The organism is Lysobacter sp. CA196, from assembly GCF_052078695.1.
Classification (GTDB): Bacteria; Pseudomonadota; Gammaproteobacteria; order Xanthomonadales; family Xanthomonadaceae; genus Lysobacter.
This window is the reverse complement of sequence record NZ_JBQJIN010000011.1, coordinates 59,012-83,424: the sequence shown is the minus strand read 5'-3', so window position 1 is coordinate 83,424 and position 24,413 is coordinate 59,012. Positions and strand designations below refer to the sequence as shown.

Genomic DNA, 24,413 nt, shown 5'->3' with positions numbered 1-24,413 from the left:
CGCCGGGGCGGCGCAGCGACCGCTGAGTTCGCGGTTGCGGCTCGCGCCGCTCCTACCCCCGAAGCGGCCGCGCACCGATTTGCGACCAGGGCAGGAAGGCGAGGTTGAGAGGGCTGGGCGGGGAGATACGTGTCGCTGCGAACGCGCGAGTGTCGATGCGTCCCGCGGTCACTGTGACCGGATGCGCTAAATGAATCGGATCGATGGAGACTTTTCGTAACGCCATCGCTTTCGCTTCGGGGCCGGATCGGCAAAGCTGCCGATAGCGGCAGCCGGGAGCGGGGCGTGGGCAAGGACAGTTCGAGGCGTTGGGCGTTTGCGGTATTGACCAGTTTCCTGTTGAACATGCCGGCCGCGGCAACGCAGGCCGACGCAGACGCGGCGTGCCGACCATCGCATCCGGCCGCGGCGGTACCCGACGCGGACGAGTGTCGGCGACGCTATGGCCTGACGCCCGGCGGCGACCGCGCGCATGCGCTCGCAGCGCTGTACGAGGCCGGCGACCAGCGTTCGCGCAGCGGCGATTTCGCCGGCGCATCCGGTGCGCTCGATTGCGCGCAGGCCGTGGCGGGCGCCGAGGCCGGTTGGTCGGTCGACTACGAACTCGTGCGCCGGCGGGGCGTGCTCGATTACCGCCAGGACTGCACCGTCGAAGCCTTGGGCAAGTTCCATCAGGCCTTGCAGATCGCCAAGCGTCACGAAGACCGGCCGGCGCAATCCAAGAGCTGGAACAACATCGGCGCCTCGCTGCGGCGGCTCGGCGATTATCGCGGCGCCTTGCAAGCGTTCTTGTCGAGTCTGGAGATCCAGCGCGGCGCCCGCGAGCCGGCCCTGGGGCCGGTGCTCAACAACATCGCCGATATCTATCGCGATCTCGGCGCGACCGACAACGCCGCGCGTCACTACGATCAGGCGCTGGCCGAGTTCCGCCGCGTCGGCAACTCGATCGAAGCGGCCCACGTGCTGCAGAGCATGGCCGTGCTGGCGCTGGATTCGGGCGATACGCAGCGCGCCGAGGCCTTGTTGGAGCAGGCCTTGGCCGCGTTCGTCAAAGCCGGCGAACGCACTTATCAGTTGCGCGTGCATGCCGAACTCGGCCGCGCCGCGATCCTGCGCGGCGATCTGGCCAAGGCGCGCGATTGGACCGGACGCGGTCTCGCACTCGCGGCCGAAGACGGCGTCCGGCCACCGGCACCGCTGCAACTGCAGGCCGCGCGTGCCGAGCGTTTGTCGGGTCGGGCGCGGGCGGCGCAATTGCGTCTGAACGATGCCTTGTCGAGCCTGCCGGCGCAGGACAGCGATCGGCCGGCGCTGTTGGCCGAACTCGCCGATGCCTACGAAGCCCTGGGCGAATGGCCGCGCGCCGTGGCGACCTTGCGCGAGTCCGAGGTCGCGGCACGGACCCTGCGCGAGGCGCGGTACGACCGCGAGATGAAGTGGATGCAGATCCGTTTCGAAACCGCCGAGCGCGACCGCACCATCGCCGCGCTCGCCGCCGAAAACCAGGTCCGCGCCTTGAGTCTGAAGCAGCGCACCCTGGCTCTGTGGCTGACCGCGGTGTCGGCGGTCGCGGCGGTGCTCGGGCTGCTGGTGTTCTTCCTGCGCCGGCAACAGCGCGCGCGTCTCGCCGAAGCGGCGCGGCAGGCGCGCCTGGCCGAGGAGGTGGAGTACTACCGCCGCGCGGCGGCCGAGCTCGGCGTCGACCGCACGCGCCTGCAGGCCGCACTGGACAGCCGCGACGATGCGGTGCTGATCCTCGACGCCGGCGGCCAAGTGCTCGCCGCCAACCGCAGCGCCGGGCAGTTGCTCGGACAGGCCGGAGACAGCCTGCCCGGCCGTACTTTCGGCGAATTGCTCGGCGAGTCGGATGCCTCGCGTTTCGCCCAGGCGATGGAGCGGCTCGACGAGTCCTCGGCCTCGCAGCGCGTCGACTTCCGCCTGGGCAGCGGCGCCCTGCGTGCGCAGCTCAGCGAGACCGGGCAGGGCGAGGGCCTGATCGTGCTCGGTCTGGACGCACTCGGCGCCGAACAGGCCCAGCGCGTCGGCATGGAGCCGGTCGGCATCGAGGCGGGTGCGGTCGCAGCCTTGGCCGACGTCGAAGCCGCCTCGGCTCTGGACGCCACCGCCGGCGAAGCCATGCGCTCGTCGTTCCGCCGCGCCCTGGTCGAGTTGATGCTGGCGGTGGTCGAAGCCTGGGAACGCAGCACCGGCCAAGGGCGGCTGGAACTGGCGGAAAAAAGCCGGATCTGGCGCGTTACCGTCGACGACGGCCGGCTGCGGGCGCGAGCGATGGAGCGCTACCTCAGCCTGTCCAAACTGCCGCGCCAGCCGCGCTGGCGCGACGTGCTGCGCTCGGGCTATTACGTGCTGGCCGAGTGTCCGCTGGAAGAACCCCTGCGCAGCGAACTGCAGAAGCACGTCGATACCGTGCTGACGTATACGCGACGCCATGCGTTGGTGTGAGCGACGGTAAATGGATGCGCTCGATCCATTGGCTCGCGCATCCGTGAACGCCAGGGCGCAGTGCACCCTGGCCGGGCGATGGAGACTTCAGCTCGTAGCGAATTCCGATGCGCGCGATAGCGCCATCCGTCATTCCCGCGAAGGCGGGCTCCGCTTTACTTGGGCGGAGCCGAATATCCAGAGCTTTATCGCTACATCGCTCTGAAGTCTTCGGATCCCCGTCTGCGCGGGGATGACGGCGGGACGGTTTCGCGCTTACGGCCAGTGGCTTTCGCCCTACGGCCGCAGTCCGTTCGTCGCTGTCGTCAGTTTGATCGGCGTGCTGCTGAGCACCTGGCAACGCACGCACAGGCCCTGCAGATTCGGGGTGTTCGGGCCGAAGCTGTAGGCGGAGTGGTGCAGCAGGGCGTCGTTATAGGTGGCCGGCGAGCTCACCTGGGCGATGCTGCCCGGGGCGATCTGCTCGCAGTACTGGAAGGCACGGCGGGTCGCGACCGCCCAATGGTCGTCGACGATGCCGCAGCTGCTCGGCGTGCACATGCCGCCCGGCGGCAGCCGGATGCCGCCGCTGAGTTCGCGTTGTTGGAATTCGAGCAGCTCCTGCGAGCCGAAATTGAACGAGCCGACTATGGTCATGCGTGCGCCTTCCTGTGCGCAGGCGCCGTCGGTGTCGTGGGCGATGGCGGTCGTGCCGAGCAACGCGACCGCGAGAATGAATGCCTTGAGTGTCGTGCGCATGTCCGCCCCCTGTAGGCGAAGATCGATGGAGGCCCAGCCTACGAAGCGTGCCGAAGCCGAGTCCAAGCAATTCGGGGACCAAAGCGGGAACGAATCGACCCGAATTTGTCGGGCGACACGGTCGCGCTGTGATCTTGTTAGCGGTCTTTGCGTTCGGCATCGCCCCCGATCGCGAAACGTTCCCGCCGCGTCCCGGTTCGGTCCCTGAACGTTCCTCGCAAATCGGCGCGCGCCGACGGTTAATGGAGAGGTCGCCGACGCGGTGTCGGTCCGGTCAACGCCGGGCCCGTCCACTGGACGGACGCACTGCGATCGTGTCGACAGGGCGCGTCGGCATGCGCATCGGGTAACGCTCACTCCCGTTCGCATGCCGACGCGGCCGATCCATCGGCCGGCCCGGCCTCTGCAGGCCCAGCGTCGACAGGCCTGTATCGACAGGTCTGCGTCGACAGGTCTGCGGTCGACAGGCCAGCGTCGACAGGCTTGAACTCGACAGGCCTGGCGCCGAGACGGATCGGCCATGCCGATGGGTAACGAACTTCGCGGCCCACCGCGATCGCGCGTGCACCTTCCGCGACTCCAGGCGAGTCTCACGGGCGGGAACCGCAGGCAGCGATCCGGCTGGGCCGGTGATGAGGCATAGGGACATGCCGCCCGCCCCGCGTCGGCCACGGACGGTCCGGCGCGGTCGCTGGCGCTGCGCGCAACGCGCGGCGCAGGCGGGAGCGATCGGTCCGACGGGGGAGCCAACGGGCTGGACGCAGCGGGCTATAGCGGGTCAGGCCGCCATAGCCCGCGCTTGGACGGACACGATGTCCGGCAAACGAGGGACGGGCATCGGCGGCCGCGGCGACGCGGACGATCGAGACCGGAGGCCGCCGGCGCAAGGCCGAGCGCACAAGGCCGACGGCGGCGCCTCAATGCGACAGCCGCGAGCGCAGTTGGGCGACGTCCGCCTGCCATGCGGCGTAGTCCTCGGTCTCTTCCCATAGCTCGCGCAGTTCCGATTCCGGGCCCAGCACGCGGTCGATGGCGCGCAGCGCATCGGCGATGAGCGCGGCATCCGGCGAAGGCTTGCGGTGCGCGATCCAGTGCGTCAGCGTTTCCTGCTTGCGCGCCGTGGCCGAGGGGCGGCCGATCGCGGCGGCGATCAGTTCGCACGCGGCCAACGCGGTCGCGGCCTCCGGGGCTTCCAGATAATCCTCCGCGTCGAGCGCGGCCGCGATGGTCTCGCGCACCAGCGCCAGGCTTTGGTGATCGGACAAATCGGCCAGCCAGTCCGCCGCATCGTCGTTGTCGAACGTGGTAATGCCCCAAGCGCCCATCTATTCGCTCCTGCTTATGAAACTCGCGAGCCGCCCGGGGACGGATCGATGTACTGCATTGTGTGGCCTGCCGCCGTCGCGTGCTGCGGATGGAAGCGGAGTCTCCGGCCAACGCCGACGATGCGCCGGGTCTATTCGCGGTCCGGCGCCCGGGCGATCAGGCACAACTCATCGTGCTTGAAGCCGTTCGGGTAGTGCACCAGCCCGCCGAAGTCGGTTTCTACCAGTACGCCGCGTTCGAGGTAGGCCCATTCGGCTTGCGGGAACTTGGCCGAATACTCGCCGCGGTCGATCAGGGCCACGATCCTGCCGCGATTGAGTTCGTAGGACAGGACCTGGTCGCCGATCCTGACTTCGAGTCCGTCGCTGTATCGCGCCATGGCAGCTCCCATGTCGAAACCTTCCGATTAGCGTTCGCCGAACAGCGCCTTCACCGAAGGCCGGCTCAACACGATCAGGCTGAACACGCCCAGTGCGGTGCCCAGCGGCACCGACAGGCAGGAAATGCAGGCGACGACCATGCACAGCGTGCGACTGCGGCGCTGGCTCAGGCGGCGCGCGGCGATGAAAGTCAGGCCGCCGCCGATGATGGCGACCAGGAACAGCGCCACCGCGAAGCCGATCAGTACCCATCCGCCGACCTCGTCGCCGGGTTGGCTGTGGATGCCGCCCTTGAGGATCGCGACCCCCATGAAGACGTACAAAAAGGCGACCAGCAGCGGCAGCAGATACAGCGCGGCGAACACGTAATGCAGGATGCTCAGCGTCTTGAGCTGGGAGGCGTCCTGCGGGTTTTCGACGGCCGATGCGGCGGGGACGTGATTCATGGATGGATCTCCTGGAGAGGATGTTGCGGCCGCAGTCCGGGCTTGCGGCGACGGGGGCGAGTCAATCGCGCGCGGCGAACAGCGTCTGCACCGACGGCCGCGCCAACACGATGAAGGTGAACACACCGAGCAAGGTGCCGAGCGGCACCGACAAACAGCTCAGGCCGGCGACGACCCGGCAGAAGCGGGCTCTGCGGCGTTCGCGCAAACGCCGCGCGGTCATGAACTGCAATCCCGCACAGACCGCGCTGAAAACGAAGCCGGCCAGGATGATGAGCAGTGCAAACCCGGCCTCCATCGTCGAATCGCCGGTCGGAGTCGCCGGGCCCGCCGGCTGCCGGGCCGCGATCAGGACGACGGCGCCCACGAACAGCAGGCCCAGCACCAGCATGAAGGCGTTGAGCCCGGCCAAGACGTAATAGAGGAGGCTGAGCGTATGCAACTGCGAGGCGTCCGCCGCATCCGTCGCGGCGGCGAGGCTGTCGGCGGTGCTTGCTGTTGGATCGAACTCGGACATGGCTCTCCCCGATCTTGGTCGGATACCTTGATTGGATGCGCTGATCGAACACTCCGATCGCAGGCCGGCTCGGCGGCTTCAGCGCCGCGCGCGCGGCCAGGCGGCCAGCGAGCCCAGTGTCGCAAGAAACATGTCGGTGTGGGCGTCCCAGACATCGCCCTGCTGGCCGTTGTAGGACTCGGCGGCTTCCGGCGACATGCTCAGGGCGATCGCCCACTCCAGCCATTCGTAGATCAGGCTGGTGCACATGATCGCCGCGACCGCGAGCACGAAGGCCTGGCGCGGCGACAGCGCCGGCCAGCGCTGGCGCAGGTATTCGCGCACCGCCGGGGCGAAGCAGACGCCGTAGAGGAAATGGATCAGGCGGTCGAAATGGTTGCGCTCGAAGCCGAGCGCGCGATCCAGTGACCAGCCGCCGGTCAGCGATTGAATCCACTGGTCGTAGGGCACGTAGGAATACAGCCAGCGCGCGGCGACGCAGTGCGCGACCATGAAAGCGCAGATCGCGAGGTAGTGGCCGTCGCGCATCGGCCAGCGGCGGTCGTGGCGCCACAGCCACAGCAGGCCGACTACGGTCAGCACGCTGTGCATGCCCTGCTCGACCGGGCTGGTCGGGTCGATCCAGGACAGCGCGAACACCGCCAGCACCGCGATCAAAGCGAATTTCTTGGCGACGCTCATGCGTCCTGCCGGCGTTGCGGTCATCGGGTTCGGGTTCTGCGAAGTGAGATGCATCGCACGCTACCCGAGCGCTGCGGAGAAAGAAACCGCAATGGAATACCCAAAAAAACGGCGGGCCTCGGCCCGCCGTTCGATGTGTCGATGGCGTGCGCGGCTCAACCGATGTGCACGCGCTCGCCTTCGGAGTGGGCGACGACTTCGCCGATGCGCCAGTGCGACAGGCCCAGGCGCTGCAGGTCGCGTTCGGTCGCGGCGACCGCTTCTTCCGGCACCACCAGCACGAAGCCGATGCCGCAGTTGAAGGTGCGCCACATTTCCTCGCGCGGCACCGCGCCTTCGCGCTGCAGCCAGTCGAACACCGGCGGCAGGGTCCAGGTAGCGGTGCGGATGTCCAGGCCGAGGCCGTCGGGGATCACCCGGATGATGTTCTCGGTCAGGCCGCCGCCGGTGATGTGGGCCATGGCGTGGATCTGGTGCTCGCCGCCGTTGGCGCGCAGCAGTTCCAGCACCGGCTTGACGTACAACGCGGTCGGTTCCATCAGCGCATCGATCAGGCGCACGCCGCCGACGGCGACGTCGCCCGGACGGCCGGCGCGATCGAAGATCCGGCGGATCAGCGAATACCCGTTGGAGTGCGGGCCGCTCGAGGCGATGCCGATCAGCACGTCGCCGCGGCGCACGCGCGCGCCGTCGAGCAACTGCGACTTCTCGACCGCGCCGACGGTGAAGCCGGCCAGGTCGTACTCGCCCGGCGGGTACATGTCGGGCATTTCCGCGGTCTCGCCGCCGATCAGCGCGCAGCCGGCGAGCTCGCAGCCCTTGGCGATGCCGCCGACCACGGCTACGGTGGTGTCGACGTCGAGCTTGCCGGTGGCGAAGTAGTCGAGGAAGAACAGCGGCTCGGCGCCCTGCACCAGCACGTCGTTGACGCACATGCCGACCAGGTCGATGCCGATGGTGTCATGGCGGTTGAGCTGCTGGGCGAGCTTGAGCTTGGTGCCCACGCCGTCGGTGCCCGAGACCAGGACCGGTTCGCGGTACTTGCCGGACAGATCGAACAAGGCGCCGAAGCCGCCCAGGCCGCCCATCACCTCGGGACGGAAGCTGCGCTTGACCAAGGGCTTGATGCGTTCGACGACCTGGTTGCCGGCGTCGATGTCGACGCCCGCGTCGCGGTAGGTCAGCGGCTTGGGGGAGGTGTCGGAAGGAGATGCGGTCACGGCGGCCCCGGCGGTCGCGGAAGGAAACGTGGGATTTTAGCAGCCATGGGGCGTCCGAACCGGTTCGACCTGCAGGCGGGCTGCGCGGAGGCTGCGCCGAGCCTCCGCCAAGGCTGTGCAAGGCCTCCGCCAAGGCTCCGGCGGGCATTGCCTGAACCGGGCCGTTCAGGCGCGCGAATGGACGTGCCGGCGCCACTACGGCAACATTTCGGACCTTGAGCACCGTCGGCGGACCGCACCCGCGCCCGCCGGACCAAAGCAGGACGCGAGGGTGGGCGAGGGCATGGCCTTCGTCCGCGGTGGTGGGTCCAGCTTCTACGAGGCCGGGCCCGTGGCCCGGTTCGCGCTGGAACGGCGAGCGGGACGCCGGTTTTTCTACCTACAGTTAAGGATGGCGATGGTTCGGGCAATCCGGAGTTTTGTGGTCGCAACGCTGATGCTGGCGAGCTTTGCCGCCACTGCGCAGCGCGTCGAGGGCGACCGCGCCGAGGCGGCGGGCCCGTTCTCGGCCGAGGTTCAGGTCAACGGCCAGGGCGAAGCCGAGCGCAACGGCGCCATGGCGCGTGCCCTGGCCCAGGTGCTGGGCAAGATGTCCGGCGACCGCGCCGCCGCCAGCCGTCCCGGCGTCGGCCAGGAGCTGCGCCGGGCCAAGGACTACGCGACCGGCTACGACTACCGCCAGGACGAGGGCGTGTCGCGCTCGACCGGCGCGCCGACCTTCCAGACCACCCTGGTGGTCAATTTCGACCAGGCCAAGGTCGAGACCCTGGCCTCGACCCTCGGCCTGCCGATCTGGCCGCAGCCGCGGCCCAAGCCGGTGCTGTGGATGGCGATCGACGACGGCAGCGGCCCGCGCCTGGTCGGCCTGCCCCAGGTCAACGCCGCGCGTTCGGCGCTGAACCGCGCGATCGACCGGGGCTACCGCCTCGGTCTGCCGAGCGGCAACGCCGCCGAACAGGCCAGCGTCGGCGCGATCTGGCGCGGCGACGCCGCCGCGGTGGCCCGCGCTTCGTCGCGCTACAGCCCGCCGATGCAACTGATCGGCAAGGTCTACCGGGTCAAGACCGGCGGTTGGAAGGGCGACTGGACCTTCGTCGACAGCGGCAAAGTGCTGGGCAGCTGGTCCAACACCGATCCCGATGCCCGCAAGGTCATGGCCGGCGGCGCCGACGGCGCGGCCGACGCGCTGATGAAGCGCTACGCCAAGCGCAGCGCGGCCGGTCCGGCCGGCGTCTACCGGGTGGTGTTCACCAACCTGCACAGCGCCGACGATTACATCCGCCTGTCCGGCTACCTGCAAGGCCTGGCGGTGATCCGCAAGATGACCCCGGTGCGCGCCACGCCCGACAGCGTCGAGTTCGACCTCGACCTGATTTCCGGCCTGTCCGGCCTGAAGCGCATGGCCGACAGCGGCGATACCCTCGAAGCGCTGGAAGGCCTCGAAGGTCAGCCGCCCGTGTACCGGCTGCACTGACGTATGGACCGCGCCCCCTTGGAAGACATCGCCCTGTTCCTGCGCCGCCTGCAATGGACGGCGCTCGGCGTCGGCGCGTGCTGGCTGTTGTGGGTGCTCGCGCCGGTGCTGACGCCGTTCGTGATCGCCGCGATGCTAGGCTGGCTCGGCGACCCGCTGGTCGACCGGCTCGAACGCACCGGCCGCTCGCGCAACGTCGCCGTGTCGCTGGTGTTCGGGCTGATGGCCTTGCTGGTGATCCTGGTGCTGGTGTTGCTGGTGCCGCTGATCGAACGCCAGATCTCGACCCTGATCGTGTCCTTGCCGCGCTATCGCGAGTGGTTCACCGCGACCGCGATTCCGTGGCTGGAGCAGCGCACCGGTTTCGAGATCGGCACCTGGCTCGACCTCAACCACCTGATCGAACTGGTCCGCAGCAACTGGGAGCGCGCCGGCGGCGTGGCCACCACCCTGCTGGGCTACCTGTCGCGTTCGGGCTTCGCGATCATGGGGCTGATCGCCAACATCGCCCTGCTGCCGGTGCTGACCTTCTTCTTCCTGCGCGACTGGGACGTGCTGGTCGAGCGTGTCGCCTCGCTGATCCCGCGTGACCATCTCGCCACTGCGAGCCGCCTGGCCAAGGAATCCAGCGACGTGCTCGGCGCCTTCCTGCGCGGCCAGTTCCTGGTGATGCTGGCGCTCGGCGTGATGTACGGCCTCGGCCTGTGGGCGGTCGGCCTGGACCTCGGCATCCTGATCGGCATCATCGCCGGCTTGCTGACCTTCGTGCCGTATCTCGGCCCGGCCAGCGGCATCGTCCTTGGCGTGATCGCCGCGCTGGTGCAGTACGGCGACTGGAAATACGTGGCCGGCGTGCTGGCCGTGTTCGGCGTGGGGCAAGTCGTCGAAAGCTATTGGCTGACGCCCAAGCTGGTCGGCGACCGCATCGGCCTGCATCCGGTCGCGGTGATCTTCGCCGTGCTCGCCGGCGGCACCTTGTTCGGTTTCCTCGGCATGCTGCTGGCCCTGCCGGTCGCGGCCATCGCCAACGTGCTGTTGCGTTACGCGCAAGAGCGCTACACGCACAGCCGCCTGTACGCCGGCGAACACCCGACCATCCTGCTCGACCCGGCGACCACGCCGGTCGTGCCCAAGGCCGAGCCGAAGCAGAACGCGGAGCAGGCCGACCGCGCGGAGCGCGAAACGCAGTGAGCGTCCCGCAGTTGCCGCTGGCCCTGCGCTATCCGCCGGACCAGCGTTTGGATACCTATGTCGACGCGCCCGAGGGCGCGATCGCGCAGTTGCGCGCCCTGGCCACGCAGACCCAGGAGACCGCCGGCTACATCGACCCGACCGGCGCCGACTGGGTGTATCTGGCCGGCCCGGCCGGGGTGGGCAAGACCCACCTGCTGCTGGGCGCCTGCGCCGCCGCCGAATCGGCCGGCCGCCGTGCCGCCTACCTGCCCCTGCAAGCCGCCGCCGGTCGCCTGCGCGACGCGTTGTACGCACTCGAAGGCAACGACTTGTTGGCGCTGGACGGCATCGAAGCGATCGCCGGCAACCGCGACGACGAAATCGCCCTGTTCGATACCCACAACCGCGCGCGCGCCGCCGGCGCCTCGTTGATCTATGCCGCGCGCGACAATCCCGACGAACTTCCCTTGAGCCTGCCCGACCTGCGCTCGCGCCTGTCGCAGTGCACCCGCATCGTGCTGACCCCGCTCGACGACGCCGGCCGCGGCGAAGTGTTGCGCCAGCGCGCCCAGCGCCGCGGTCTGGCCCTGGAAGAAGCCGCCCTGGATTGGCTGCTCAAGCGCGTCGACCGCGACCTGGGCGGGCTGACCGCCTTGCTCGACAAACTCGACCGCGCCTCGCTCGCGGCGCAGCGGCGCATCACCGTGCCGTTCTTGCGGCAGACGTTGGGCGCTGAGTAAGGCGTGGTGTGTGTGGGGTTGGGTTTGGTCGGCGAAGATTCTCGATTCGAGAACCCACTGTCGGTTGCGGTTTGGTTTGAACCACACTTGAATTTGCACTGCGACGGAGTGCGCGCGGGCGCGAGCTTTTGCGTCGCCACTGTAGTTGGCGCCGATGAGGTAGCTCCAGGGTAGGAGCGACGCAAGTCGCGACCACGTCGTCTCCCGTTGCGGCGATTCTTGCCGCAGAGCGGTGAAGCCACATCAAGGTCTAAAGCTTCCGTCCGCTAACGCGGCCGGGTTACTTTCTTTTGCTAAGCCCAAAAGAAAGCTAACCAAAGAAAAGGGCTCTCCTTGCAAGGGCACAAGCCCGCACGATCGAAGCCGACGCAGGGATGCTCCAGACAGGCCATCCATGGCCTGCTTGCGCACGGCCCGCATCCATGCGGGCCGCCCTACGGGTCTTCATTCGACCGGCAAAGCTACAAAGCAAAGCGGATCAAAATCCTGGCAACGGCAAAAATACCCTTGCCCTTGCCCTTGCCCTTGCCCTTGCCGTTGCCGTTGCCGTTGCCGTTGCCCTTGCTGTTGCTGTTGCTGTGCGCCGCCGCGCGCTAGCGAAGACAATCGAAGCCCCGAAGGGCGGCGCGCAGGGATGCGCGCCGTTTTTCGTCGGGACAGGGATGTCCCGTATGAAAAATCCCTGCTGATGCACCGCTCGTGCGGGCCCTTGACTCAAAAAAAAGCAACTTCTTTGGTTACCTTTCTTTTGTTGCTTTAGACAAAAGAAAGTAACCCGCCGCTTTAGTGGCGGAAGCTTTTGGCGTTTGATCTTGTTTGATAGATGCCCCGCAAGACCGTCGCAGCGATGTCGCGGCTTGCGCCGCTCCTACCCTGCGAGAGAACACCGCTTCTACAGCCGGCGGCGGCCTCGCCATCTCTGCGCGTTCCGCGGTCGCGACTCACGTCGCTCCTACAAAGGCGAACCCAGCAACCCCTCGTACAACCTTCGATCCGCATCGGAGAAACAACAAAACACGACCTCTTCGATCCCCGCATCGGCCTGCGCCCGCACCGTCTCGACCGCGATCCGCGCGGCTGCATCGGCGGGATAGCCGAAGATGCCGGTGCTGATGCAGGGGAAGGCGACGCTCGCCAAGCCATGCCGCGCCGCCACCGCCAGGCACTTGCGATAACACGCGGCCAATAGCTGGGGCTCGCCGTATTCGCCGCCGCGCCAGACCGGCCCGACGGTGTGGATGACGTAGCGCGCCGGCAATCGATAACCACGGGTGAGTTTGGCCTCGCCGGTCTTGCAGCCGCCGAGCAAGCGGCACTCGGCGACCAGCTCCGGGCCGGCGGCGCGATGGATCGCGCCATCGACGCCGCCGCCGCCGAGTAAGGACGAATTGGCGGCGTTGACGATCGCGTCGACGTTCAGGGTGGTGATGTCGCCCTGGATCGCGCGCAGCCGCATCGCCTTAACCGTGGTCCGGCCAGTCGATGAACTCCGGCGCGACCGCGTCGGTCAGCCAGACGCCGTTTTCGGATTGGAAGAAGCTCAGGCCGCGCGCGTGCATGTCGCCGGCGCGAATCGACAGCACCAGAGCCTTGCCGTGGCGGCTGCCGACCTTGGTCGCGGTGTCCGGGTCGGACGATAAATGCACGTGCTGGCGGCTCTGCTGGACCAGGCCCAGGTTGCGGATCGACTTGGCGAAGCGGGTCGCGGTGCCGTGGTAAAGGACGGCCGGCGGCGCCAGTGCGGTCAGCGCCAGGTCGACTTCGATCGAGTGGCCTTGATTGGCGCGGATGCGGCTGCCGTCGTCGCTGATCGCGAAGCGCTGCTTGTCGTTGTCGCGCACGACTTCGTCGATCAACGCGCGCGTCACCGGCTTGCCGGCGGCATTGGCCAGGCGGACCAGTTCGTCGATGTCGGCCCAGCCGTTGCCGTCGAGGCTCAGGCCGATCGCTTCGGGTTCGTGGCGCAGCACCAGGCTGAGGAATTTGCTGGTCTTGGTGAGGTGGACGGCGGTCATGGGATTCCAGTTCGCAGGGGTGAGTGGCTGCGGTGGTTCAGGCCGCGCGGTCGTTTTTTCTGGTGGTGCGTTCAGTAGTGCGCCGCCGCGGTCAGCGCGGCGGCGAGTTGCTGCAGACGCTCGGGCGTGCCGACGTCGGTCCAGCGGCCGCGATGATGCGATCCGCTCAAACGGTCGGCATCGGCGGCGGCGCGCAGCAAGGGCACGGTGCTGAAGCGCGGCGGCTGCTGTTGTGCGCCGGCGGCATCGCCGAGTCGCTCGCGCCAGCCGTCGAACAGGGACGCACGATACAGGCCGATGCCGGAATAGGTCAGGCGCGGTTCGCCGTGGTTGTGCACGCGCCCGCCGTCGAGGCGGAAATCGCCGTGCGGATGTTGCGGCGGATTGTCGACCAGCAGCAGATGCGCGTCGCCGTCGAACTCGCGCGGCAGAGCGGCGAAGTCGTAGTCGGTCCAGATGTCGCCGTTGGCGACCAGGAACGGCGCTTGCGGGTCGGCGCCTTCCTGCAGCAGCGACAGCGCCTGCAGCATGCCGCCGCCGGTTTCCAGCGGGGTCGGCCCTTCGTAGGAAAAACGCAGGCGCAGGCCCCAGCGCGCGCCGTCGCCGAGGGTCTCGGGGAACTGCGGCGCGAGCCAGCTGGTGTTGACCACGACTTCGTCGATGCCGAGCGCGGCGAATTTTTCCAGATGCCATTCGATCAGGCGCTTGCCGCCGACCGTGAGCAAGGGCTTGGGTGTGTGCAGGGTCAGCGGGCGCATGCGCTCGCCGAGGCCGGCGGCGAAGATCAGCGCTTTCATGCCGAACCGGCCGAACCGGCCGAACCGGCCGCAGCGGCTGCGGCCAGGGCCGGGCGCACATAACGTTCGACGATGTCGGCCAGCGGCGCGAGTTCGGGATAGCGCCCCAGGACGATGTCGAGGTAACCGAGGAAGCGCGGCGCATCGGCCAGGTACTTGGGCTTGCCGTCGCGATGGTGCAGGCGCGCGAACAGGCCGAGGATCTTGATGTGGCGCTGCAGGCCGGCGAAGTCGGCGTCGCGGCGGAACCGCGCGAGGTCCGGCAGCGGGATGCCGGCGGCGGTCGCACGCGCGTGATAGCGCGCGAGCCAGGCCTCGACGCGCGCTTCCGGCCAGCTCAGGAAGGCGTCGCGGAACAGGCTGATCGGGTCGTAGGCGATGGGCCCGCGCAAGGCGCCCTGGAAATCGATCACCGCCACGCCGCCCGCGACCGGCATCAGATTGCGCGGCATGAAATCGCGGTGCACGAAGCTCTGGGTCTGGGCGAGCACGTTGTCGAGGATGCGGCGATAGGCCAGGTCGAGTTTTTCCAGATCGTCGCAGCTCAGCTCGATGCCGAGGTGACGGCCGAGGAACCATTCGTCGAACAGGCGCAGCTCGCGGGCCAGGAAGGCTTCGTCGTAAGGCGGCAGGTCGTCCGGGCAGGGCAGGGCCTGGATCTTCAGCAACTGAGTGAAGGCGTCGTCGAACAGCGCGTCGGCGTTGCCGTCTTCGATCACTTGCAGATAGGTGTCGCGGCCGAGGTCTTCGAGCAGCAGGAAACCGTGTTCGAGGTCCTGGGCCCGCACCTCCGGCACGCGCACGCCGCCGGCGAGCAGGACTTCGCGCATGCGCAGCCAGGGGCGCGCGTCCTCGAGCTCGGGCGGCGAGTCCATGACGATGACGGTGGCCGATGCGGCGCCGTCGGCGGCGGTCGTGGCGCCGCGCCAGTAGCTGCGGAAACCGGCGTCGAACGAGGCGCGTACGAGTTCGAGGCGGTCGTCGCCGGTCGCGGCACGGGCCCAATCCAGGCGGGCGAGGTCTCGATCGGTAGGGTGGGACTGGGTCATGCCTGCTCCGCGCGGCGGGTGCCGCTAGCGCACAGGGTAAACGTCCGCGGTCCGGGGGTGAATCCGTGCGGTGGGAGCTTGGTTTCAGCTCGAAGCCCCTCTCCCCTGCTTCAAGCGCCTCTCCCACTTGGGGGAGAAGGGTTGGAGTGAGGGCGAAAAGGGAGCAGTTGCAAACGCAAGGTATTGACTGACGCGTATCTAAGTCGCCTCCTGCGCCCTCATCTGGCCCTTCGGGCCACCTACTCCTGCAAGCGGGAGTAGGGCGGATCAACTGCCTTGGCGCTCAGGCCTGACGAACCCGCGGTGCCGGCCCACTCAAAAGATGTAGGGCGAAGCCCACGCCGTCGTTGTTCCGGATGCAGTCGCCACCGCTGCCTCCGGCGTCTCGCCGTCGTGAGCCCCGCCCTACGGGTGCTCGGTTGCCGCCAACTCGTTACCGCGGAACTCGTTACTGAATAGAAGCGCGGGGCGGGGCCGGCGCGAAGCCGTCCCGACGCGGCGGCACGTGCGCGCCAGAGGGCCGCGCTCGGCTCCGCCCCGCCTGTTGCTCAAGCCGCGGCCGACTCCTGTCGATCCAGGGAAGCCAGCCACTCGTCGTCGGAGCCTTCGGCCACGCCTTCGAACAAGAAGGTCGACAGATAACGCTCGCCGGTGTCCGGCAGCATCGCCAGCAGTACCGTGCCTTCCGGCGCCTGCTCGGCGACCTGCAAGGCGGCAGCGACGGTCGCGCCGGCGGAGATGCCGACGAATACGCCTTCTTCCGCGGCCAGGCGGCGCGCGGTATCGCGCGCGACGACGTCGTCGACCGGGCGGATTTCGTCGGCGACGCTGCGGTCGAGCACGCCGGGCACGAAGTCCGGGGTCCAGCCCTGGATCTTGTGCGGCTGCCAGGCGTTGCCGCTCAACAGCGAGGCGCCGGCGGGTTCGGAGGTGACGATTTTCAAGTCGGGGCGTGCCAGCTTCAGCACCTGGCCGGCGCCGCTGAGGGTGCCGCCGGTGCCCCAGCCGGTGACGAAGTAATCGAGCCGCTTGCCGGCGAAGTCGCGCAGGATTTCCGGCGCGGTGGTGTTGCGGTGATAGGCCGGGTTGGCCGGGTTGTCGAACTGGCGGGCGAGGAACCAGCCGTGCTTCTCGGCCAGTTCGGCGGCCTTGCGGACCATGCCGGTGCCGCGCTCGGCGGCCGGGGTCAGGATCACTTTCGCGCCGTAAGCGCGCATCAGCTTGCGGCGCTCGATCGAGAAGGTTTCGGTCATCACCGCCACGAACGGATAGCCGCGTGCGGCGGCGACCATCGCCAGGGCGATGCCGGTGTTGCCCGAGGTCGCTTCGACGATGGTCTGGCCCGGCTTCAAGGCGCCGCTGCGCTCGGCGTCGAGCACGATCGCCAGGGCCAGGCGGTCCTTGACCGAACCGCCGGGATTGAAGGATTCGACCTTCGCATACAAGGTCACGTGCTTCGGCGCGATGCGGTGCAATTTGACGATCGGCGTGTTGCCGATGGTGTCGAGGATGTTGTCATACAGGGGCATGAGGGGTTCCCGTGGCGTGGGTGCGAATGAGGGGCGGTCAGGCGGCTACGGCGTAGGTTTCGACCGGCGCCGGCAGTTGGGTCAGCGGCGCCTCGCCGAACCAGTGCAGGCGCGCGGCCAGCGCGGCGACTTCGCCGACGATCAACAGGGCCGGCGACTGCACGCGGTGGGCCTGGGCGCGCTCGGCCAGCTCGGCGAGCGTGCCGGTGACCACGCGCTGTTCCGGGCGCGAACCGTTTTCGATCAGGGCGAACGGGGTGCTGGCGGCGCGGCCGTGTTCGATCAGTTTGTCGCGCAGCACATCGAGCCCGGACACGCCCATGTAGACCGCGAGCGTCTGCTTTTCCTGGGCCAGCGCGCGCCAGTCGAGGCCGTCGTTGGCGTCTTTGAGGTGGGCGGTGACCAGGCGCAGCGACTGCGCATGTTCGCGATGGGTCAGCGGAATGCCGGCGTAGGCGCCGCAGGCCAGCGCAGCGGTGATGCCGGGCACGACCTCGAAGGCGATGCCGTGATCGCGCAGCACTTCGAGTTCTTCGCCGCCGCGCCCGAACACGAACGGGTCGCCGCCCTTGAGCCGCACCACGCGCTTGCCGGCGCGGGCGTGCTCGAGCATGAGGTCGTGGATGCGTTCCTGGGTGCTGTGATGGTTGGCCGGCGACAGCGTGCCGGCGAGCGGCTTGCCGACGTCGATCAGCTCGGCGTCGCGGCGCGCCAGTTGCAGCACCTGCGGGCTGACCAGGCGGTCGTGCAGGATCACGTCGGCCTCGTTGAGCACGCGCAGGCCGCGCAGGGTCAGCAGACCCGGATCGCCGGGGCCGGCGCCGACCAGGGCGACTGAACCGACTTGCGCGGCGTCGTCGGATTCGACGAGGGCGGCGCCGAATGCGCGCTGCGCCTCGTCGTTACGACCCTGGCGCAGCAGCGAGGGAATCGGCCCCGACAGCACGCGGTCGAAGAAGCGACGGCGCGCAGCGAGTTCGGGAAAGTGTTGGCGGATGCGCTCGCGTTCGCGCGACAGCAACTGCGCGAGTGCGCCGAGCGACTCGTCGAATTGGGTTTCCAGGGTTTCGCGCAGATGGCGCGACAGCATCGGCACGCCGCCGCCGCTGGAGATCGCGATCTGGACCGGGCCGCGGACCACGCGCGCCGGGACGTGGAAGCTCGAAGTCTCGACATCGTCGACGACGTTGACCCAGACCCGGCGCGCTTCGCCGGCTTCGGCGACGCTGCGGTTGACCGCGGCGTCGTCGGTCGCGGCGATCGCCAACCAGGCCTCGTCCAGCCACTGCGCGACGAAGTGCCCCGGCAAGTGTTCGATACGGCCCTCGGCGACCCACGCCGCCAGGGCCGGGGCCAGCTCGGGCGCGCCGACCCGGACCCGGGCGCCGGCGTCGAGCAGCGCGCCGGCCTTGCGCAGCGCGACCGTACCCCCGCCGACCACGAGCACGATGCGCCCGCGCAGGTCGGCAAACACTGGGAACAGAGGGCTGGTCATGGCGGCGGGGCGACAATCCGGGGACGATGGGACGACCCTACGACCCCCCGACCGGGGCCGGAAATGACGTCGCCGCCTTTGCACATGCCGTCACGGCATGAGCCCCCGCAAGGCCGCCCAGGGGGCTGGACAAGCCGACCATACGCCGAATACGCTATAAATCGTTATATCCGAATAGAGCGATAAAGACGTGGACGCGATCCGCAAACGAATGTCCCGGCCGCACGACCCGGTCCGCCACGGCGCGGGCTGTTGTCGTTGCCTGCGCCGACATTCCGCCGCCGATCCACTACTCGTACGGATAGCCACGCCATGACCCTGACCCAGCTCCGCTACCTGGTCGCCATCGCCGATTCGGGCCTCAACATCACCCTGGCCGCCGAGCGCGTCCATGCCACCCAGCCGGGGCTGTCCAAGCAGCTCAAGCAGCTCGAAGACGAACTGGGTTTTCTGTTGTTCGTGCGCAAGGGCCGCAGCTTGGAAGCGATCGCGCCGGCCGGCGAGCGCGTGCTCGAACACGCGCGCCGCATTCTCGAAGAAGCCAGCAACATCCGCGCCTATGCCGCCAACGAGCGCGGCCAACACGCCGGCCGCCTGGTGCTGTCGACCACCCACACCCAGGCGCGCTACGTGCTGCCGCCGGTGATCGCCCAGGTCAAACGCGATTTCCCGCAAGTCAGCGTGCACTTGCAGGCCGCCGCCGACGGCGAAGTGCTGGCGCATCTGTCGCACGGCAACGCCGACCTGGCGGTGATCAGCACCGCCGGCGCCGCGCCCGAGGGCGGGCTGGCCGTGCCGCTGTTCCGCTGGCGCCGGGTGGTGCTGGTGCCGCGCACGCATGCGCTGGCCAAGCTTGATCGAGCGCCGACCCTGGCCGAACTGGCCGCGCACCCGTTGATCAGCTACGAATCCTCGACCCGCCCGGAATCCTCGCTGCGCCGCGCCTTCAGCGCCGGTGGCCACGAGCCGCAGTTGGCGATGACCGCGCGCGATGCCGACCTGATCAAGACCTATGTGCGCGCCGGCCTTGGCGTCGGCGTGCTGGCCGAGATGGCGGTGACCTCGCGCGACGACGACCTGAAGGCGCTGGTCGCGCCGGAAGCGTTCCCCGAGTGCATCACCTGGGCGGTGATTCCGCGCGCGCGCGTGCTGCGCGACTACGCGTTGGAACTGCTGCATGGCCTGGCGCCGCAGATCGACCGCCGCGACCTGCGCCGTGTGCTCGAAGGCAACCTGGAACCGCAATGGCCGAAGGCCCCGACCTGGACTGAGCTGACTCAGCCGATCAGTTCGTAAGCGGTGTGAGGCAGTTGTCTGGTTCCGGAGGGTAAAGCAAATCCCCCTCGATCCCCCTCTCCAAAGGGGGAAGTCCGTTAGCGGAGTTGCGTGAGTGGGTAATGCGGCGTTGATGCCGACCAACCCGAAAGATCTACCACTGTTAATTCCCCCCTTTGTTGAGGGGGGCAGGGGGGATTTGCTCTTCGCCGCAGCTAGCGCGCAACCCACCAGCAATCTAAGCAAGCGCCCCTCTCCCGTTTACGGGAGAGAGGTTGGGGTGAGGGCGCGAGAGTGGGCGGTTCCGCCGCATCTCGTGCCCTCATCCGGCCCTTCGGGCCACCTTCTCCCGCTTGCGGGAGAAGGGGAGAAGCAGATCAAGCCGCCTGATTCTCGGCCACCGGCTCGCTGTCGAAATGCAGGCCGCATTCGCGCTTGAGGCCGAAGAAGCGAGTGTCCTCATCGCGCATGCCGGGTTCGAGACGGCGGGTGGTGTGGATGTCGCCGATCGAGACGTAACCGTCGTGCCACAGCGGGTGATACGGCAGGTCGTGCGCGTGCAGGTACTGCCAGATGTCGCGGTCGCTCCAGTCGGCCAGCGGGTGCAACTTCCAGCGGCCGTCGCGCAACTGCAGGAACTCGATGTTGGCGCGGCTGCCCGATTGGCTGCGGCGCAGGCCGGCGATCCAGGTGCGCACGCCGAGTTCGTTGAGCGCGCGCTGCATCGGTTCGACCTTGCGCAGGCGGTTGTAGCGCTCGATGCCGTCCAGGCCCTGTTCCCACAAACGGCCGAAGCGCGCTTCCATCCAGGCCACGCCGATCTGCGGGCGATAGACCTTGAGGTTGAGCTTGAGCCGCTCGCCGAGTTCGTCGATGAAGCGATAGGTCTCCGGGAACAGATAGCCGGTGTCGACCACGATCACCGGGATACGCGGCGCCTGCTGGGTCACCATGTGCAGCGACACCGCCGACTGGGCGCCGAAGCTCGACGACAGCGCGTGCTCGCCGGCAGTGTTTTCCAGGGCCCAGGCCACGCGTTGCTCGGCGCTCTGCGTCGCCAGCCAGGCATTGAGTTCGGCCAACGCGCGCGGCGATTCGGCGGCGGTGACGGGATCGGTGGGAGCGCTCATGCGTACGCCTCTGCGACTAATGCGATCGGAATGCCGGTGGGAGAGGGATAGGGAATCGACACGACCTGGTTGCGCACCAGGTAGTCGCCGAAACCTTCGTCGTCGTTGCGTCCGCTCGCGTAGGCGGCGAACAGCGGGTCGAGCGCGGCCAGGATCTCCGGCTCGGCGATGTTTTCGCGGTACAGGGTGTTCAGACGCTGGCCGCGGTGGTCGGCGCCGAGCATCAGGTTGTAACGACCCGGCGCCTTGCCGACCAGGGCGATCTCGCCGAGGTAGGGACGCGAGCAACCGTTCGGGCAGCCGCTGATGCGCAGGTTGATCGAGGCATCGGGGATCGAATGGCGCGCCAGCAGCGCTTCGACGTGGTCGAGGAAATCCGGCAGATAGCGTTCGGCCTCGGCCATGGCCAGGCCGCAGGTCGGCAGGGACACGCAGGCCAGGGCGTTGCGGCGCAGCGGGCTGGCCTGTCGATAGGCGTCGAGACCGTGCTGGGCGACCAGCGCATCGACCTGCGCGCGCAGCGCCGACGGCACGCCGGCGATCACCAGGTTCTGGTTCGGGGTCATGCGGAACTCGGCGCCGTCGTGGCCGCTGAGCAACTGCGCGATCGCGCGCAAGCCGCTGAGGTGAGTCAGCTCGGGGCCTTGCCCATCGAGCGCGCCGTCGACGATGCGACCGGCCGGCAGACGCAGGGTCAGGTGCGCGCGCACTTCGCCGCTGCTGGCGTCGCCGTCGACCCAGCCGAAGCGGTCGCCGTTGTGGCGGAAGGCGAACGGCCGTGCCGGGAGGAGAGGGAACCCGGCACGGCGTTCGACTTCCGCTTTGAACCAGTCGAGCCCGCGGTCGTCGATGGTGTACTTGAGGCGGGCGCGCTTGCGCACGGCGCGGTTGCCGAAATCGCGTTGCGCGGTGACCACCGCTTCGCCGACCGCGATGACCTGGTCGGGGGTGATGAAGCCGATCACGTCGGCGACTCGCGGATAGGTTTCGGCATCGCCATGGGTCGCGCCCATGCCGCCGCCGACGGTGACGTTGTAGCCGAGCAACTCGTCGGCGCCGGCGGCGTTCTTGGCGAGGATCGCGATATAGCCCAGGTCCTGGGCGAACACGTCGACGTCGTTGTACGGCGGGATGGCGAAGCCGATCTTGAACTTGCGCGGCAGGTAGACATTGCCGTAGATCGGCTCGTCTTCGCTGCCGCTGCCGTCGACGCGTTCTTCGTCCAGCCAGATCTCGTAATAGGCGCGGGTGTTCGGCAGCAAATGCTCCGACAAGGCCGCGGCCTGCTTGAACACCTGCGCATGCGAGGCCGAGACCTGCGGGTTGGCGGCGACCGCGACGTTGCGGTTGACGTCGCCGCAGGCGGCCAGGGTGTCGATCAATGCCGCGTTGATCGACTGCATGGTCGGCTTCAACTCGGTCTTGATCACGCCATGGAACTGGAAGGCCTGGCGGGTGGTGATGCGCAGGCCGCGTTCGGCGTAGGTCGTCGCGATGGCATCGAGCTTGAGCCATTGCTCCGGGGTGACCACGCCGCCCGGCGTGCGGGTGCGGATCATGAAGCTGTAGGCTGGCTCCAGGCGCGCGAGGCGGCGCTCTTCGCGCACGTCGCGGTCGTCCTGCTGGTAGCTGCCGTGGTACTTGATCAGGGTCTGGTCGTCGTCGCGCAGGGCGCCGGTGACCGGATCGGCCAGGCTTTCCAGCAGGCTGCCGCGCAGGCGCGCGCTGGAGCGCTTGATGTCTTCGACCGAATGCGCGCTCATGCCGGCGCTCCGACGGTCGCAGCGAAACGCAGCGCATGGGCGCTCAGCGGATGCAGCCCGAATGGAGTGTGGCCCGGGCCCGGCGACGCGCTCTTGTCGGCGCGTGCTACCGGCCCGGTGTGGTTGCCTCGTTCCATCCGGGCCGCCGGGGCAAGCGGCGATCCGTTGACGTCGGATCCGTCGAGCGCAGTAGACACGAAGCCGGACGCGTCGGCCTGCGACGCGCGACCCGATTCGATGAAGTGGCGATGGCGAAACAGGTGCATCAGTAAACGTCCCGGGCGTAGCGGCCCTGTCGCTGCAATTCGTTGAGATAGTCCTCGGCGCCTTCCTCGTCCTTGCCGCCGTGCTTGGCGATCGCTGCCAGCAGTGCGGCGTGCACGTCCTTGGCCATGCGCGAGGCATCGCCGCAGACGTACAGGTGCGCGCCGCCTTCGAGCCAGTCGTACAGATCGCGGCCCTGCTCACCGAGGCGATGCTGGACGTAGACCTTCTGGGCTTGGTCGCGCGAGAACGCCAGGTCGAGCTTGTGCAGCTGGCCGGCCTTCAGCGCGGCCTGCCATTCGACCTGGTAGAGGAAGTCGGTGCGGAAATGCGGATTGCCGAACAGCAACCAGTTGCGGCCGCCGGCGCCGTCGGCGACGCGTTCCTGGACGAAGCCGCGGAACGGCGCGACGCCGGTGCCGGGGCCGATCATGATCACGTCGCGACTGCCGTCGGCGGGCACCCGGAAGCGTTCGTTGTGTTCGATGAACACCGGCAGGCGCTCGCCTTCGTCGGCGCTCGCGAGCAGGTGCGAGGCCGCGCCCCAGCGGGTGCCGCCGGCATTCTGGTATTCGACGTGAGCGACGGTGAGGTGAGCCTCGTCGCCGACCAGCTTCTGGCTGGAAGCGATCGAGTACATGCGCGGGGTCAGCGGGCGCAGCGCGGCGACCAGTTCTTCGGCCGACCACTGGCCGTCGTAGCGTTGCAGCAGGTCGATGACCTGGCTGTTGGCGAGCAGCTCGGCGAACTGGGCAGCCTGGTCGGGGGCGAGCAGGCGGTTGAGTTCGTCGCTGCGCGCATGCGCGGCATGGCTGGCGATGAACGGACGCGCCAACTTGGTCAGCTCGCGCTTCTCGCTGAGCCACTGCCGCAGCGGCAGCGACTGGCCGCCGTGTTCGACGCCGACGTTGCCATCGAGTTCGAGCGTGCTCAGCACCGCCTCGACCAGAGCCGGTGGGTTGCGCGGCCACACGCCCAGCGAATCGCCGGGCTGGTAGTGCAGGCCGGAGCCTTCCAGCGATATTTCGATGTGGCGGATGTCCTTGTCCGGCACCAGGCGGTCGGAACCGCGCGCGATCAGGCGCTGGTTGCTAAGCAACTCGGCGGCGAACGGCGCATCGCGATGGAAGGCCGGCGCGGCGGCGAGCGGGCGCAGCGGGGTGACCGTGGCCAGGTGCGTGGCAGCCGGCTTCAGCGCTTCCTTGGCCTGAGTCAGCGCCTGCTGCAGCCAGGGCGTGGACACGGTCTCGAAATCGAGGTCGGCGTCGCCGCGGGCGAACAGCCGGGTCGCGCCGAGTTCGCCGAGGCGCGCGTCGACCTTCTGGCCGATCGAGCAGAAATCCGGGTAGCTGGAATCGCCGAGGCCGAGCACGGCGAAGTTGAGGCCCTTGAGTTCGGGCGCGCGCTTGCCGGCGATGAAATCGATCAGGCCGCGCGAGTCGTCCGGCGGATCGCCGTCGCCCTGGGTGCTGATGACGACATACAGCAGGCGTTCGTTCTTGAGTTCGCGGGTCGGGTAGGCATCGGCGCGCAGCAGGCGCACGCTGAGGCCGGCGGCCTCGGCCTGGCCGGCGAGCTGCTCGGCCAGGCGCTTGGCGTTGCCGGTCTGGCTGCCGTAGACGATGCTCACGCGTTCGCTGGCGCGGGCCTCGGGAGCGGCGACCGCGGGTGCTGCGGCCGGCACCGCGAGGGTGGCGATGTTGCCGGCGCCGGCACGAGCCAGGCCGGCGGCATAGCCGGACAACCACCACAGGCTGTTGTGGTCCAGGCCCTCGGTGAGGCGGACGAGCGAATCGAGCCGGTCCGCGGGCAGCGGAGTGGCCAGTGAGGGCGGAGCGGACAGGGCTGGAGCGGACAGGGCGGCGGCGGGCACGGCGGTCGGCTTCTGACTTCGGGAGACTGCAGGCTACGAGTGGCTCCCGGGCCGCGGAAAGGATG

General features: G+C 68.5%; 22 protein-coding genes. 5 read left to right on the top strand and 17 right to left on the bottom strand.

Going from position 1 to position 24,413, the window contains the following annotated elements; all coding sequences use genetic code 11:
* The first annotated feature begins 285 nt into the window (after nucleotides 1–285).
* Nucleotides 286–2,463: a tetratricopeptide repeat protein gene (locus tag ACTOWK_RS12100; RefSeq protein ID WP_441330410.1), complete on the top strand. Its 2,178-nt coding sequence runs from the start codon at nucleotides 286–288 to the stop codon at nucleotides 2,461–2,463.
* Between the two features lie 276 nt (nucleotides 2,464–2,739).
* Here the strand turns inward: ACTOWK_RS12100 and ACTOWK_RS12095 are convergent, their stop codons facing one another.
* The 7 genes from ACTOWK_RS12095 to purM form a co-directional block, all read right to left on the bottom strand.
* Entirely contained in the window at nucleotides 2,740–3,201 is a 462-nt protein-coding gene (locus ACTOWK_RS12095; protein WP_441330409.1) for a hypothetical protein, read from the bottom strand.
* Nucleotides 3,202–4,118: 917 nt separating this feature from the next.
* Nucleotides 4,119–4,526 carry a DUF4259 domain-containing protein gene (locus ACTOWK_RS12090; RefSeq protein WP_441330408.1) on the bottom strand — a complete coding sequence of 136 codons (408 nt, stop codon included), beginning with the start codon at nucleotides 4,524–4,526 and terminating at the stop codon, nucleotides 4,119–4,121.
* A gap of 131 nt (nucleotides 4,527–4,657) precedes the next feature.
* On the bottom strand, nucleotides 4,658–4,906 hold the full coding sequence (locus tag ACTOWK_RS12085; RefSeq protein WP_441330407.1) for a hypothetical protein: 249 nt from the start codon (nucleotides 4,904–4,906) through the stop codon (nucleotides 4,658–4,660).
* Between the two features lie 27 nt (nucleotides 4,907–4,933).
* On the bottom strand, nucleotides 4,934–5,353 hold the full coding sequence (locus ACTOWK_RS12080; RefSeq protein WP_441330406.1) for a hypothetical protein: 420 nt from the start codon (nucleotides 5,351–5,353) through the stop codon (nucleotides 4,934–4,936).
* A gap of 61 nt (nucleotides 5,354–5,414) precedes the next feature.
* Nucleotides 5,415–5,870: a hypothetical protein gene (locus tag ACTOWK_RS12075; protein ID WP_441330405.1), complete on the bottom strand. Its 456-nt coding sequence runs from the start codon at nucleotides 5,868–5,870 to the stop codon at nucleotides 5,415–5,417.
* 78 nt (nucleotides 5,871–5,948) lie between these two features.
* Nucleotides 5,949–6,551, bottom strand: coding sequence for a DUF2238 domain-containing protein (locus ACTOWK_RS12070; RefSeq protein WP_441330467.1), 603 nt, complete (start codon nucleotides 6,549–6,551; stop codon nucleotides 5,949–5,951).
* A gap of 155 nt (nucleotides 6,552–6,706) precedes the next feature.
* Nucleotides 6,707–7,771: a phosphoribosylformylglycinamidine cyclo-ligase gene (purM, locus tag ACTOWK_RS12065; RefSeq protein WP_441330404.1), complete on the bottom strand. Its 1,065-nt coding sequence runs from the start codon at nucleotides 7,769–7,771 to the stop codon at nucleotides 6,707–6,709.
* A gap of 391 nt (nucleotides 7,772–8,162) precedes the next feature.
* Between purM and ACTOWK_RS12060 the strand changes: the two genes are divergently transcribed.
* Genes ACTOWK_RS12060 through hda form a run of 3 tightly spaced genes read left to right on the top strand, consistent with a single transcriptional unit; the run spans nucleotide 8,163 to nucleotide 11,158 of the window.
* Nucleotides 8,163–9,245: a DUF2066 domain-containing protein gene (locus ACTOWK_RS12060; RefSeq protein ID WP_441330403.1), complete on the top strand. Its 1,083-nt coding sequence runs from the start codon at nucleotides 8,163–8,165 to the stop codon at nucleotides 9,243–9,245.
* 3 nt (nucleotides 9,246–9,248) lie between these two features.
* Nucleotides 9,249–10,436 carry an AI-2E family transporter gene (locus tag ACTOWK_RS12055; RefSeq protein WP_441330401.1) on the top strand — a complete coding sequence of 396 codons (1,188 nt, stop codon included), beginning with the start codon at nucleotides 9,249–9,251 and terminating at the stop codon, nucleotides 10,434–10,436.
* On the top strand, nucleotides 10,433–11,158 hold the full coding sequence (gene hda, locus ACTOWK_RS12050) for a DnaA regulatory inactivator Hda (protein ID WP_441330400.1): 726 nt from the start codon (nucleotides 10,433–10,435) through the stop codon (nucleotides 11,156–11,158). The genes ACTOWK_RS12055 and hda overlap by 4 nt, the downstream gene beginning before the upstream one ends.
* Before the next feature lie 952 nt (nucleotides 11,159–12,110).
* On the opposite strand, the gene ACTOWK_RS12045 is transcribed toward hda, so the two are convergent.
* The 6 genes from ACTOWK_RS12045 to cysG form a co-directional block, all read right to left on the bottom strand.
* A complete protein-coding gene (locus ACTOWK_RS12045) occupies nucleotides 12,111–12,614 on the bottom strand; it encodes an O-acetyl-ADP-ribose deacetylase (RefSeq protein ID WP_441330399.1) in 504 nt (167 codons plus the stop codon).
* A gap of 4 nt (nucleotides 12,615–12,618) precedes the next feature.
* A complete protein-coding gene (locus ACTOWK_RS12040; RefSeq protein ID WP_441330398.1) occupies nucleotides 12,619–13,173 on the bottom strand; it encodes an RNA 2'-phosphotransferase in 555 nt (184 codons plus the stop codon).
* A 71-nt stretch (nucleotides 13,174–13,244) separates the two neighbouring features.
* A complete protein-coding gene (gene murU, locus ACTOWK_RS12035; protein WP_441330397.1) occupies nucleotides 13,245–13,970 on the bottom strand; it encodes an N-acetylmuramate alpha-1-phosphate uridylyltransferase MurU in 726 nt (241 codons plus the stop codon).
* A complete protein-coding gene (locus ACTOWK_RS12030; protein ID WP_441330396.1) occupies nucleotides 13,967–15,019 on the bottom strand; it encodes an aminoglycoside phosphotransferase family protein in 1,053 nt (350 codons plus the stop codon). Before ACTOWK_RS12030 ends, murU begins: the two co-directional genes overlap by 4 nt.
* A gap of 548 nt (nucleotides 15,020–15,567) precedes the next feature.
* Nucleotides 15,568–16,548 carry a cysteine synthase A gene (gene cysK / locus ACTOWK_RS12025; RefSeq protein ID WP_441330395.1) on the bottom strand — a complete coding sequence of 327 codons (981 nt, stop codon included), beginning with the start codon at nucleotides 16,546–16,548 and terminating at the stop codon, nucleotides 15,568–15,570.
* Between the two features lie 37 nt (nucleotides 16,549–16,585).
* Complete coding sequence (gene cysG / locus ACTOWK_RS12020; RefSeq protein WP_441330394.1) at nucleotides 16,586–18,043, bottom strand: siroheme synthase CysG; 1,458 nt, start codon at nucleotides 18,041–18,043, stop codon at nucleotides 16,586–16,588.
* A gap of 312 nt (nucleotides 18,044–18,355) precedes the next feature.
* On the opposite strand from cysG, the gene ACTOWK_RS12015 reads away from it, so the two are divergent.
* The gene (locus ACTOWK_RS12015; RefSeq protein WP_441330393.1) at nucleotides 18,356–19,339 is read left to right on the top strand and encodes a LysR family transcriptional regulator; all 984 of its coding nucleotides are present in this window, start codon (nucleotides 18,356–18,358) and stop codon (nucleotides 19,337–19,339) included.
* A 356-nt stretch (nucleotides 19,340–19,695) separates the two neighbouring features.
* Here the strand turns inward: ACTOWK_RS12015 and ACTOWK_RS12010 are convergent, their stop codons facing one another.
* The 4 genes from ACTOWK_RS12010 to ACTOWK_RS11995 are packed head-to-tail and all read right to left on the bottom strand — an operon-like array spanning nucleotide 19,696 to nucleotide 24,333.
* Complete coding sequence (locus ACTOWK_RS12010; protein ID WP_441330392.1) at nucleotides 19,696–20,448, bottom strand: phosphoadenylyl-sulfate reductase; 753 nt, start codon at nucleotides 20,446–20,448, stop codon at nucleotides 19,696–19,698.
* Nucleotides 20,445–22,211 carry an assimilatory sulfite reductase (NADPH) hemoprotein subunit gene (cysI, locus tag ACTOWK_RS12005; RefSeq protein ID WP_441330391.1) on the bottom strand — a complete coding sequence of 589 codons (1,767 nt, stop codon included), beginning with the start codon at nucleotides 22,209–22,211 and terminating at the stop codon, nucleotides 20,445–20,447. Before cysI ends, ACTOWK_RS12010 begins: the two co-directional genes overlap by 4 nt.
* Nucleotides 22,208–22,477 carry a hypothetical protein gene (locus tag ACTOWK_RS12000; protein ID WP_441330390.1) on the bottom strand — a complete coding sequence of 90 codons (270 nt, stop codon included), beginning with the start codon at nucleotides 22,475–22,477 and terminating at the stop codon, nucleotides 22,208–22,210. The genes cysI and ACTOWK_RS12000 overlap by 4 nt, the downstream gene beginning before the upstream one ends.
* Nucleotides 22,477–24,333, bottom strand: a complete 1,857-nt coding sequence (locus ACTOWK_RS11995; RefSeq protein WP_441330466.1) for an assimilatory sulfite reductase (NADPH) flavoprotein subunit — start codon at nucleotides 24,331–24,333, stop codon at nucleotides 22,477–22,479. The genes ACTOWK_RS12000 and ACTOWK_RS11995 overlap by 1 nt, the downstream gene beginning before the upstream one ends.
* Nucleotides 24,334–24,413: the final 80 nt, after the last annotated feature.